The sequence below is a fragment of the Dyadobacter sp. genome, assembly GCF_051859145.1.
Taxonomy (GTDB): domain Bacteria; phylum Bacteroidota; class Bacteroidia; order Cytophagales; family Spirosomataceae; genus Dyadobacter.
This window is the reverse complement of record NZ_JBHYGF010000066.1, coordinates 1-12,483: the sequence shown is the minus strand read 5'-3', so window position 1 is coordinate 12,483 and position 12,483 is coordinate 1. Positions and strand designations below refer to the sequence as shown.

Below are 12,483 nucleotides of genomic sequence, written 5' to 3'. Positions count from 1 at the left end.
TCGCCAAAATCCCTGGTGTGTTTGTGTACGACATGGACGGGAGCGGCAATCAGGTGAATATTTCGACGCGTGGCCTCGATCCGCACCGTTCCTGGGAATATAATATCAGGCAAAATGGGGTGATCACAAATTCAGATATGTACGGTTACCCGGCCAGTCATTATAGTCCTGCCATGGAATCGATCCAGCGGGTGGAGCTGGTGCGGGGTACTGCCTCGCTGCAATTCGGGGCGCAGTTTGGCGGGATGATCAATTATGTCACGAAAGGCCCGGATACTACGCGTGCCTTCGGTTTTGAAACCATCAATTCAGCAGGTTCTTTCGGTCTTTTTAGTTCGTACAATGCAATTGGCGGGAAAGTCGGGAAGCTCACTTATCAGGCATATTACCAAAACCGTCATTCAAATGGGTACCGTAAAAACGCGCGTTCTGACGCGCAGTCGCAGTTTGTCAGTCTTACTTACGAAATAAGCCGCTCGTTGCGGGTCAGGGTCGAGTTGGGGAGGTCTAAGTACATATATCAAATACCCGGTCCGCTTACAGATGCGATGTTCGAGGCAGATCCGCGGCAGTCAACCCGCTCGCGCAACTATTTCAACCCTGATATTTACATTCCTTCAATCACATTGGATTGGAAGATCAATCCGGCCACACAGCTGAAACTTACCAGCTCGGGCGTTTACGGCGCGCGGAACAGTGTGATGTTTGATGCATTTGCGAATGTACCCGACACGATCAGTTCGGTAACCAGATCGTATCGCGCCCGGCAGGTGGACATTGATAATTTCAAAAGTTTCACGTCCGAATTGCGCCTTTTGCACGAATATCAGTTTTGGGGGATCAGCAATGTGGTTTCGTCGGGCGTGCAGTATATGCACAATAACCTGCGGAGGCGCCAGCTTGGTAAAGGTACCACGGGCAGCGATTTTGATTTGACACTAACGGATCCGGTATTCGGCCGCGATATCTATATGAAGACAAGAAACATAGCTGCATTCATCGAAAACCTCATTTTTATAACACCAAAATGGACACTTTCGCCCGGTTTTCGGGTTGAAAGCGGCGGTACGGATATGACAGGCAAGATCAGCTATTACGATCCGGGTAACCTTCCCAATCGCATTAAGCACCGGTTTCCACTTTTCGGGATCAGCTCTCAGTATCGGATCAGCAGCAACAGTCGCGCTTATGCGGGTTTTTCACAGGCTTACCGGCCGGTGGTTTTCAAGGATATTATCCCGGCTTCTGTGCTGGAAAGGGTTGACAAGAACCTGAAAGACGCGAATGGGTACAATATGGAAGCCGGTGTCAGCGGGAATGTAAAGGGTATTTTGAAATACGATATCAGTGTGTTCCAGGTGTTGATCAACCATAGAATGGGGACGGTATCCATGCGGGATGAAAATGGAACAGCCTATCTGCTCCGGACTACAACTGGCGACAGCCGCACCCGCGGACTGGAAATGTATTTGGAAGCAACACCATTTCAAACAGATAACGAAGCGGCCTCGGCAGGACTACTTTCCTTTTTTACCTCAACTTCGTATTTCGACGCCAGGTATATGAAGGGAAATGCAGTGGTGAATAGTGAAAATAAAAGTGTAGCGGGCAACAGGGTAGAGGGAGTACCTGCCTGGATTTCGCGGAATGGGGTGCAGCTGGAATACAAGAAGCTGTCGTCTACATTGCAGTACAGTTATGTCAGTTCCAATTTTGCAAACCCGCTCAATACGGTTGAACCTTCGGCAAATGGAACCATTGGGAAGGTGCCTGGCTACGGACTTCTGGATCTGAATGCAACGCTCCGCCTCGGTAAAGCCTATACTTTGCGAATGGGAATCAACAACATTACCGACAAGCAATATTTTACCAAAAGACCGACCATGTATCCCGGCGCGGGTGTCTGGAGTTCGGATGGACGGAGCTTTTTGGTTTCGGTAGGGATTAAGATTTAAAAATTTTAAATATCAGTAATTGATGCGTAAGGGAAACGTGATAAGGAGATCACAGATTTCTATGATTGTATAATTGTTCAAATGTGCTAAAAGCAATCCTGTTCTAAATTCGGCTTACGACCATCCACTGTTCCTTCATTGGTGGCCTGAGCTGCGTAAAAGCAGCCCTCTTTTGTTTTAAAAACAACCATTTCTTTTTTGCAGGGAATGGCGCAAGCCCTGCCTTCAACAATGCTGAGCTTTCGCTCCTGGTCCATTACCTCCATGCCATATACGAAAGGGCCGCTGTAAACACTTCCATTGTTCCAGTTTTTCCCGTTCCAGGCATATTCACGCATTTGCGAAATGTCGAACTTAGTAGTATGGTATAAAACGGTATCCTTTCCTGGTGTTAAAATGGTGAAGTTTATAAGTGTTAATACTTCCGAATTGACAAACGGAGCAAATGTATCATTAATACCATCTCCATTGGGCGTAAAAACATTGGGAACATAAATGCTTGTTTTCCGGCTTTTAAATGTAACAGGCTCGATTCCGCAGCAGGATTTGAAGCCTTCGGGAATTGGCTGCGCAGGTTCGGTTTGTGCAGTGCAGGATTCGATCTTCAATATGAAAAGTGAGAGCAGGATGAGTGGGAGCGTGCGTTTAAGGTTCATGTAGTGAAGCCGGTTTTCTTTGGGAATAATTAAAGTATGTTGCCAAAAATGCCAGATAATATTTCTGTGATCGTCATTTTAGTTAAGTGTATTCAGCTTCAATTTATAGGTGAGGTTATGATTTGCGGCATAATCCCTTTTTAGCGGTAGGATGAATTTTCTAACGGTATGTTGGCAATTAAATGCGATAGTTCATATCGGTATTTTTGAAAGTTCCTCCCTGTGCGTAAGACATTGCTCCTCCAAAGGCGCCGTGTGCTGCTGCTTGCACTCCCGCGCGCACCAATCCACTGGAAATTCCCGAGGTTGCACCCCAATTATTTTATTTATTTTATTCGTCCAATTTCAAATCAACTGGCACATCTAATTCTTTTCTTTTTGACAGATATTCGGTTTTGGTTAACGGGCCGTACAGCTTTTTGTTCTTGTGAGATATAATCCAATAGTTTAGCTTGTTTATGAATACCTTCCGGTAGTATGGATCGTTGATAATTATACTATCCGCAATACAATCAGGCTGTGCCCTATCATTGGCAGAATTGTTTGGATATCGCTTGCGGTTCTCATGTCGAAGTTTGGAGAATATTTTGGATTGATAACCTTTTTTACTCGGTTGTTGCAAAACAATAATAAAATTATCATTGTATGCATGAGTGATAACTTCGACATAAATATTAGGGTAAGACGAACTTGGTGACTGAATAGTATTAAAAATTTCCCCATAGTTTACATATATAAAACCTCCACTAAACTCTTCAGTGTAATTGGAAATGCCACCTCCGCAGCTTATACACGCCAATATAAAAATTAGTTTGAATTTACTCATTCTACTGTAAGATGCGCTTAATCAGAGTGACATGTTATTTATTTTCCTCATTTAGCTTTAATTCGTCTGGCACTTTCAATTCGTTCCTTCTTCGAAAGTACTCCTCCCTTGTCAAGGGACCGAACATTGCTTTGTTCTGATGTGAAATGATCCAATAGTTGGTCGTATGTGCAAAAATTCTTTTATAGTAAGGGTCGTACAAGATGAGACTATCAGCGACTCGCTCACTCTCTATTCTGTCATTCGTCGAATTGTCTTTATACTTTACGCGATCAGCGTTTCGTAATTCGTACGCAATCGAACCTCGGTATACTTCTCTACTTGGTTGCTGAATAGCTAGTATGAAGTCTGCATTGAACTTATATTCCACGACTTTTCCATAGATGTTTTTTTGGCCATGAATTGGCGTTCGTATATTTTTTACTTCCTTTCCGGGGCTTTCGTAGAGAAATCCATTTCCAAGATTTTCGGAATAATCAGATATACCCCCGCATCCCATAGCTAGCAAAGATGAAAAGAATAGGAATTGTATTTTAATTCTTCTAGAAAGGCTTGTGTAGTTCGTATTCATTTGTGGTTTTTTGTTAATATTTTACATTATGTAGTTGCACTCATTGGGAGTGTTGAGTTCTTTTGCCTGACGAACAAATAATGGTGTAACATCTGTTGCTGTTGTAGCCGTAAGTAGTCGTGTAGGGTGTTGCATCCACAGTCTGCTTGGATGTCAGCATCCTTCCGAAATTATCGTAGGTAAACTCTTCCAGATTGCCTGCAAACCCGGTTACCTTTTTAAGCTGATTGGTAGAGGCACCGCTGCCTGATGGGAAGAACTCGTAAACGGTTGCGCCTTCCGGTCCCGACCGGTTGAACATCCTGCCCAGCAGGTCGTACTGCATGGTGTGGGTTTTGTTGTTTGCATTGGTTTGCGAAGCCAGCTGTCCCAATGCATTGTAATCGTAGGTGGTTGTTCCGGCGTTCAGATCGGTCAGAGAAGTTTGTCGCCCGTGCACATCATATTGGCTGCTGGTAATGATCGCTCCGTTATTTACTTCTTTCAGTCCGCCGTGACTGTAATAAGTGTAAGTTAGCGTGCCGCCGTTGTCTGTTGCGGTCACGGTTTTGCCCGTTGCATCAGTGCTGGCTGATGTCAACTGCCCGGCTGTAGTGCTGGTTGTTGTTAGTATGCCAGCATTGTAAGCATATGACAATGTGGTGCTGGTCAATGCATTCGACGTGCTTTTGAGTCGGTTGTAGGGGTCTGTTGCATGATAGGTGTTCGTAGTTGTGAGGACAGGTTCACCGGATTTAACAAGTTGCGTTGAAGTTGCGACATTCCCGCGATTGTCATAAGAGGTGGTTTGGGTGCTCCATCCGGAGGGGAATGCCTCGGTTTGCTTTTTAATCTCCCTGCCTAGCAGGTCAAACCACGTTTTTACATCGGGCTTACCGGGGTGGGTTACCAGGTTGAACCAGACGGCCCCATTGGCAATATCCCAGCCAAATGAATTGACTACGGTATATCCTTCCGGGAAAACGGTGGTTGCGGCCCGGCCGAAAGCATCATAGGTGAAACTGGTTACCAGCCCGTCAACGCCTGTCGCGGTTAACGGCTTACCCCATTTAGGATCGTAAGTAGCAGTAGATACCTGCCCTAGTTCATTAGTTGAAGACTCGGCAAAACGACCTTTGGCATCATACACCATGGAGGTAGCACGGGCAGCCAGTCCGGATGGCGTGACTGTTGACTTTTTCAGATTTCCCAGCGGATGGTACTCCAAAACCGTGTTGACGCTTTTGGGTAATCCCGAAAAATCGGTTTTGGAGGTAAGCTGGCCCAGATTGTTGTATCCCATTCCGGTCGCAACAGAGAAGGCAGCCTGTCCGCTTCTTGTTTTGCTCACGGTTATGGATGTAGGCTTGTTGGGAATTGTGCCGGGATAAGCGCCATAGACAGTTGTCGTAACAGTCGTTTCAATCCCATTGTTGTTTACCGTGTTTTGGGTTACGTTGCCGTAATTGTCGAAGGTATTATTTACCGAACTGGCAGTTCTGCCTTCAAAAGCATTGTTTTCAGAGCTGCTTTTTACCCGGTGGAGAAAGCGTTTGCTGCCTGCTGCACCTTGCTGGACAAATTCGTTTACAATGGTGCTTTCGCTGATCAATGTGTTCCCGGCCGTCCAGTAAGTACTGCTTTTCTTGGGAGCTGCAACATAGTAGGTGGTATTGAATTCATATTCAGAAACGGATTTAATACCACTCACCAGATCGAAACTTGTCGTTTTTGTAAATCCAATCAAACCTTTCCCGGCGCGGTGCATTTTAGCGCCCTCGTAACTGTATACCGTGGTATTTTCACCGCCAATGCCATTTGGAATAACAAATTGATAAACAGCATATGCGGGAAGCTGGACATTGTTGAAAGGGTAGACAGCCCCAACTCCTTTGGTATACAGGTCCCCACCATTGGCCATCAATTTATAAGTCCAGGAAGAGATATGGCCAACACCATTGGCCGCTTTATGAAGTAAGTTTTCTTTACCCGATGGTTTAAATTTGAAGTGTTCGTAAGGATTGGCGAAAAACGATACGCTTATTACTTCGGCACGGCTGTCACCGTCCAAATCGGCGATGTAAGACGGGGATGATGTAACCGGCTCCGCCAGGTCACTTTGAATGTTGAAAAAGTCGTTACCTCTGCTGTAATAGATATCCAGTTTTGAAGCACTGGAATTTGCATTGTTTTTGCCGTGATAAATATCCGTTTTCCCATCTGCATTGAAATCGGCGAGGTTTACATGATGGTTTTTGTAAAACTCATTGGTAATGTTCGGGATTTGGACCCAGGTAAATACGGAAGTGATGAAACCCGCTCCCGTTGACACTGCTTTGGTCCAGGCAGCTGCATTGTCGGTTAAGGAACTGCGGGTCAGCAAATCCGTTTTACGGTCACCATTAAAATCGCCAAAGTAAACGAGGTGGTTTTTAGTGGGAAAATTGGATGTGTAAATGCGCCGTGCGGAATTGGCATCCATTGTGAATATTTCGCAAAGATTGTCCTTGATCAGCATCAGGTCACTTTTACCATCGCCGTTGAAATCCAGGACATAGATTTTGTCTGCATTGGCCCAGTCAGCGACCTGAAAGTTGGTGGCTCCGTTGATCCCGATACTTCCGCAGGCACCGCCCTGAATGTAGTTGGTGCATAGAAATGGAAGGTAGTTGTTGAAATCGTTACCGAGGATCGTGATGTATTCGTTGATACCGTCACCGTCAAAATCGCCAGGGAAGAAATAATTTGCTTTTGGATGTATCTTAAAGTAATTGGGCTGCACACTCCGGCGATGCTTGGTAAACGACTGTGCAGCATTGATGCTTTCGTAAATGATGACGTTGTCGAGCCTCTGGTAGGCGCCTGCATTGGTAATTTTCAGAGTGAGAATGTCATCCAGGCCATCCCCTGTGTAGTCGCCGGCCAAAATGTTGTAGTCATTGGGAATTTTCTCTCCACGAACCAATGAGTAATTGGGGCTCAACTTGAATTTTGCCCCCTTCGAAAGCACCGGCGAGTTAGGTTGTGATAAATAAAGGGAAAGAGAGTCATGGTAATTGACATACGGAATCCCCGAATTGACTGATTTGGCGGTAAGCGCATCTGATTTTCCGTCACCATTAAAATCCCCGAAGAAAAGATCGTGTGGAGCAAAGTTTCCGCTGGTAGAACCCGCGTTTTCAAACGGGACCGGAGTGTCCCCATATTTAAAAATAGTCGAGTTCAGGCTGCTCCCGTCTGATCCTGATTCAATCACTTCCCGCAAATACGAACTGATATTGTCCCAGCTATACTTGAACAGATAACTCTTGGAAACAGCACCCTCTGCTGTCACCACTATTTTGTCTAGTAAATATTTACTGGTAACAAGCGAATTCGCCAGGAACTGACCATTTATATCCCCCCTGACTTTGTATTCAAATTTGATTTTATTGTAAGGCGCAAGTCCTGTGACCGTATTCCCGGTGTAGTTGATTTCATCTATTCTGGAATCGCGGTCCGTGAATAGGTATTTAAAATCAATGTAGTTGCCGTCGGGATATTTAATGCGGTTCATACGCCAGAAAAGGACATTCGTATTCGTCTCGTCCATTGCCCGGGAATCGGCTGTATTGCCGTATTCCATTTCGATCCCGTCTTTGGTAACTACTTTGAACCACGCAGGTCCGGTGCCGCTGATGCCATTGGACGTTACTACCGAGAAATCCTGGCTTCGCTTCCGTAAGTTGCACTGCTGGCGCCGTAAACGCCCGACATACCCATGAGCATCTGGCCGTCCAATGTGAATCTGTCCTTGTCAGATAAGTCCAATGCTGTGACCTGCCCATGGTGGTAAATGGTCTGTCCTGCGCGGGAGATAACCGACAAGCCTGAAATATTCCAGCCGCTTCCCAGAAGCCCGTTTCCTGCAGAAGATTGATAATCAATAGAAATGGAAGGCGCCACCCCGTTCGTGCCAGGAGGAACCGCAACGGGAATGGAATAAGTCGCACCACCGGAAGACGAAACATTGCCACTGCCTGGCACGCTACCCACAGGTAGCGCGGGATTGATTATTTTCGTAAAGGTCTGACTGGTGTAGAGTGGGGTAGTGTAGTCTACATTTTGCGAGAATGCGTGATTTTTAAAGAGCAGAAGGAGAGTTAACAGGTAGATTTTCTTCATTTCCGTGCATGTTGTTTGGTTCAGTTTGACTGAGACTTAGTCCATGCACGGAAATAACAAAAGCGGATTAAAGTATTTTTAAAGAATGAACACGCGGCAGCGTTGAACGAGCCTCCGGCGCTTACAAAAACATAAACCGCACAAACAGCTGTCCATTCAATTCTCTAACTGCAGAGCCCTGGAAGCGGGAAATGTTGGTTACAGGTAAAATTACATTGAAGCCCGCCTGGAAACGATGCGGATTGTGACCGGGCTGGAAGAGCAGACCGGCTTTTAAGGTGAATTGTGAAGGTTTCATAAATCCTTCCACCTCCTTTTTAGTGGCGCGTATTACAAGCGGTCCGTTCCATTCGCGGTTTTGCCAATTGCGGGTGGTTTGTCTTAATAACGCATTTGAAAAAAGGCTATAACCCACGCCGCCGCCCAGCGAGAATGCGCCTGCTATGCGGTGATGGTATTGAAGGGAAAACTGGATGCCTGTGGCTTTGATCAGCTTGTAGTTGTAATAAATGAGCGACGAATCACCAAAGGCAGGATCGATCAACTGCAATGCGGTTTTGTTGTTGCCAAAATAGCTTTGCCTTGCTGCTGCCGTGAAAGTCAGCTGCTGCGCATTCCACGATCTGGAAATGACGAGCGCGGGGATCAGCAGGTTCGCCGGCTTGCTCACCGAGTCTTTTCCTGCAAAAAGATAGCTTGTTTTTGTAAACGGACTATTCAGGTTCCATTCAAGTCCGATGTGGAAACTGCCGGGTTCTTTTTCTTCTGGTTGAATAGGGCTTGTGGCCGGCTGCCGAACTGTTATTCTGCTGTCCAGACTGATTTTTTTACCATCAAAATTCCCTTTTGTGCCAACTTTCTTGCTGATATTGAGAGCCAGTCTTGAATTTTCCACAGGCTGCTCTGTGTTGCGAGCGACTTGATCTGATGAATTTACATTGCTTCGATAGCGGTTGTTTTGCAGATTTTGCTTTGTCACATACACCTGGTTGCCACTGTTACCGGAGGCGCGCGCTGATGGACTTAATGCGGCAAATGCAGGTACATTATTTATTTGTCTTTGAGTAGGTTTGATGTTTTTCTGCCGCTCATTTAGAGCTGGGGCATTGCCAGATTTTTCACTTTGTGCCGGAGTATTTTCCGACATTTTTTGCTGCGACAGCTTCTCAGTTCCCGGCACTAAGCTGCTGCTTTGCGGCTTTGCTGCTTCATTTTCCCAAACATGCACATCCTGATCCATTTGAGGAACAGCGTCAGATTTCTCTTTGCTATCCAATGCAGTTTGTTGCTGAGTTGAAAGGGTATCTTCCAGCGTCTTTGTTTCGGCAGGATGCGCTTGTTTGAATGCGGGTTTGGTATCAGCTACATTAGGGGACAATGCGAGTTTTACGACAAGTACGGCGGTGATCGTTGTGCTTGTCAGCGCGATAGCTGCCCATTTCAAACCCCCGAGCAGCTTGCCGCCACCTGCTCCGCCGGCAGGGGAAATACCATTCGCAGGAGCTGAACCACTGGCAGGTGCGGCCCCGAGCATACCGTTCAGGTTCGCCCATGCTTCGTCAGCCGGGATTTCCGGTTCGGGCAGCTTGTCCGTCAGGTACTTGTTGATATGTGCGTTTTTCTTGCTCAACTGCTTACAGGTATTTTTCCAGTATTTTCTTCAACCGCATCCTGCTTTCGCTTAAATGCCATTTAACAGTTCCGGTACTAATTGCCAGCGCTTCCGAGATTTCTTTAACCGAAAATCCTTCCAGATAAAATAGCCCGCAGATCCTGCGTGTAGCCACAGGTAATTGGGCCAGATAAATCTGAATATCGCTTGCGGATAAGGTTTCAAGAGGGTTATCTGCGGATTCAAAGCCCATGCGGTCATCAATCTCATCATAGTCAAATTGCTTCGTTTTTTGGTCCCGCAAAAGTGTTAATGCCGCATTTCTCACAGCTGTGTAGATCCAGTTGAACAACTCGCCTTTGGTCGCATCGTATTGGTCAATATTCTGGAAAACTTTCATCATACCATTATTCAGCGCAGTAAGTACGTCGTGTTTTTCGTCAAAAAAATTTTTACATAACGCAAAAAGCACAGGGTAGAAGCGCCGGTAGAGTTGTTCCTGACTCTGGCGATCCCTGCGCCGGCAACCGGCCAATATTTGATCCAGACTATTCAAATGAAATAAATAAGGCGGGCCACCTCACACGCGGCCCACCGCACTGACTATTTTTTAAGAGAATCGGTTGCAATGGAATCGTTTTGCACCGGTTGTGATGGAATTGAATCTGTCCAAATTGAATCTTTTTGCATTGTATCCGTCTCAATAGAATCTACCGGAATAGAATCTACCGGAATAGAATCTACCGGAAACTTCGGAATACTATCGGAGTTTGCCGTACCCGAAGAATCCTCCCGATTCGCGCGCGCTGCATCTGCTGATGGCGTTACACGGTTCATTTCGTTAGTGTCGCACGCTGCCAGGTTTAACAAAAACAGTGCGGCTGCAAATACCAGGATTTTTTCAGTTTTCATGTGAATGGGATTTCAGGTGTGTAAAAATGATCAGTAAATCTTGTCAATAAGATAAACTACAAGGCAGCTGCCATAGGTTGGGTACGAAGAAAAAAATCCTCCTTCCTCCCTTTCTTCCTTCCTCCTTCATCCCATTCTTCCATCTGGCACTATTTTGATATCTGATATCAGAAAACAACTAAAAACATGGCAGATAAGACTTTGAAAGACGTAGCCGAGATCATGAAAGATCTTGATATATGTATGCTCACCACTACTACGAGCAATGGTATGCTGACTTCCCGGCCGATGAGCAACAATCGCCAGGTGGAGTACGATGGCAATTCCTACTTTTTTACGTGGGAGGGTTCGAGGATGGTGAGTGACATTGAAATGGATAGCGGGGTAAACCTCAGTTTCAATGGCGACAACGATATTTATATTTCAATTGCCGGCAAAGCAGATGTTACCCGCGACCGCGAGAAAATGGAAGAACATTGGGTCGAAGAGCTGGAAATGTGGTTTGAAGACGGGCTTGATACCCCGGGCATTGCAATGATTTCAGTGGCCGCAAAACAAATCAAGTACTGGCAGGGAGAAGAAGAGGGGGAGTTGAAGTTGTAAGTTTTCAGTAAATAAGCGATGGGCTGTGGTTTTCTTAGGATAAAGAAAATCACAGCTTTTTATGTTCAGATACCTGCCTGTACTCTTCCTTTTTACCTGCCTGACACCGAGTCGTGCGCAGAACTACGACGAAGCCAAAGTTCCCGCCTACACCCTTCCGCCTGTTTTGCAAACCACAGCAGGTAAGGAAGTCAAAAACAAAAATCTCTGGGAAAAATCGCGGCGACCGGAAATCCTGCGGTTGTTTGAAGATAACATTTATGGGCAAATGCCTACTGCTATCGACAGCAGCAGGTATTTGGTGGTTAAAGAAGACAAGTCGGCAATGGGCGGGAATGCCACTTTGAAGGAGGTGGCCATTGATGTTTTTAAAAATCGTAAATCGGTCAGGATCAACCTGACGCTTTTTGTACCGAACAAACGAAAAGCTGCTGCTCCGGTTTTTTTATTGATCAACAACCGCGGGAAAAACCTGACTGATCCTACCCGCGTGAAAAAAAGTGAATTCTGGCCGGCGGAAATGGTGATCGACAGCGGATTTGCAGTGGCCGCATTTCATGTAAGCGACCTCGCACCTGATGATAAACAAGATTATGTAAATGGTGTTTTGCAGTTGTACCCTGACCAGCTTACCGCTGACAATGGCATGAAAGCAATAGGCGCCTGGGCATGGGGCGCAAGCCGGATGCTGGATTATTTTCAAAAAGATCCCGATATCGATGCGAAGAAAGTATATGTAGTAGGGCATTCCAGAGGTGGAAAAGCCTCATTGTGGGCGGCGGCACAAGACCAGCGTTTTGCAGCTTGCATTACAAACTGCTCAGGGAACACAGGAGCTGCGCTGGCGAAAAGGCAGTTCGGAGAGCGGATCAGCAAGATCAATACGACCTTTCCGCATTGGTTTAATAACAACTACAAGAAATTCAATGACAAAGAAAGCGAGCTGCCCCTCGACCAGCACATGCTGATCGCGCTCGTTGCGCCGCGGCCGGTGTATGCAACCAATGCATCGAAAGATCTCTGGGCTGATCCTACCGGAACATTCCTCGCTCTTAAAAATGCGGAGAAAGTGTACGCACTTTACGGTAAAAAGTCAGCGTTACCAGCCTCTCCACCCGCAGTGGAAAAAGTAATTGCCACGCCGCCACTTGCCTATCATAACCGCGAAGGAATCCATGATATGACCCATTTCGACTGGATGAACT

At 46.1% G+C, this 12,483-nt stretch carries 10 protein-coding genes; 3 read left to right on the top strand and 7 right to left on the bottom strand.

Annotated elements, in window-relative coordinates:
• Positions 1-1,955, top strand: a 1,955-nt coding sequence (locus tag ACTIE6_RS05300) for a TonB-dependent receptor family protein (RefSeq protein ID WP_439555635.1), incomplete at its 5' end; no start/stop codon positions are given.
• Between the two features lie 86 nt (positions 1,956-2,041).
• On the opposite strand, the gene ACTIE6_RS05295 is transcribed toward ACTIE6_RS05300, so the two are convergent.
• The 7 genes from ACTIE6_RS05295 to ACTIE6_RS05265 form a co-directional block, all read right to left on the bottom strand.
• A complete protein-coding gene (locus ACTIE6_RS05295) occupies positions 2,042-2,611 on the bottom strand; it encodes a hypothetical protein (protein WP_439555634.1) in 570 nt (189 codons plus the stop codon).
• 860 nt (positions 2,612-3,471) lie between these two features.
• Positions 3,472-4,008, bottom strand: a complete 537-nt coding sequence (locus ACTIE6_RS05290; RefSeq protein ID WP_439555633.1) for a hypothetical protein — start codon at positions 4,006-4,008, stop codon at positions 3,472-3,474.
• A gap of 40 nt (positions 4,009-4,048) precedes the next feature.
• On the bottom strand, positions 4,049-7,612 hold the full coding sequence (locus tag ACTIE6_RS05285) for an FG-GAP-like repeat-containing protein (protein ID WP_439555632.1): 3,564 nt from the start codon (positions 7,610-7,612) through the stop codon (positions 4,049-4,051).
• A 68-nt stretch (positions 7,613-7,680) separates the two neighbouring features.
• On the bottom strand, positions 7,681-8,151 hold the full coding sequence (locus tag ACTIE6_RS05280; RefSeq protein ID WP_439555631.1) for a SpvB/TcaC N-terminal domain-containing protein: 471 nt from the start codon (positions 8,149-8,151) through the stop codon (positions 7,681-7,683).
• A 121-nt stretch (positions 8,152-8,272) separates the two neighbouring features.
• Positions 8,273-9,781: a hypothetical protein gene (locus tag ACTIE6_RS05275; protein ID WP_439555630.1), complete on the bottom strand. Its 1,509-nt coding sequence runs from the start codon at positions 9,779-9,781 to the stop codon at positions 8,273-8,275.
• Positions 9,782-9,785: 4 nt separating this feature from the next.
• Entirely contained in the window at positions 9,786-10,298 is a 513-nt protein-coding gene (locus ACTIE6_RS05270; RefSeq protein ID WP_439555636.1) for an RNA polymerase sigma factor, read from the bottom strand.
• A gap of 68 nt (positions 10,299-10,366) precedes the next feature.
• The gene (locus ACTIE6_RS05265; RefSeq protein ID WP_439555629.1) at positions 10,367-10,675 is read right to left on the bottom strand and encodes a hypothetical protein; all 309 of its coding nucleotides are present in this window, start codon (positions 10,673-10,675) and stop codon (positions 10,367-10,369) included.
• Between the two features lie 186 nt (positions 10,676-10,861).
• Between ACTIE6_RS05265 and ACTIE6_RS05260 the strand changes: the two genes are divergently transcribed.
• Both ACTIE6_RS05260 and ACTIE6_RS05255 read left to right on the top strand, forming a co-directional pair.
• A complete protein-coding gene (locus ACTIE6_RS05260; protein WP_439555628.1) occupies positions 10,862-11,278 on the top strand; it encodes a pyridoxamine 5'-phosphate oxidase family protein in 417 nt (138 codons plus the stop codon).
• Positions 11,279-11,339: 61 nt separating this feature from the next.
• A partial coding sequence (locus tag ACTIE6_RS05255) for a dienelactone hydrolase family protein (protein WP_439555627.1) occupies positions 11,340-12,483 on the top strand: 1,144 nt, incomplete at its 3' end.

Excerpts from the sequence above, each read along its gene's own strand:
- ACTIE6_RS05290 (WP_439555633.1), bottom strand. The coding sequence starts at position 4,008 with ATGAATACGAACTACACAAGCCTTTCTAGAAGAATTAAAATACAATTC.
- ACTIE6_RS05280 (WP_439555631.1), bottom strand. The coding sequence starts at position 8,151 with ATGAAGAAAATCTACCTGTTAACTCTCCTTCTGCTCTTTAAAAATCAC.
- ACTIE6_RS05295 (WP_439555634.1), bottom strand. The coding sequence starts at position 2,611 with ATGAACCTTAAACGCACGCTCCCACTCATCCTGCTCTCACTTTTCATA.
- ACTIE6_RS05285 (WP_439555632.1), bottom strand. The coding sequence starts at position 7,612 with ATGGAATACGGCAATACAGCCGATTCCCGGGCAATGGACGAGACGAAT.
- ACTIE6_RS05265 (WP_439555629.1), bottom strand. The coding sequence starts at position 10,675 with ATGAAAACTGAAAAAATCCTGGTATTTGCAGCCGCACTGTTTTTGTTA.
- ACTIE6_RS05260 (WP_439555628.1), top strand. The coding sequence starts at position 10,862 with ATGGCAGATAAGACTTTGAAAGACGTAGCCGAGATCATGAAAGATCTT.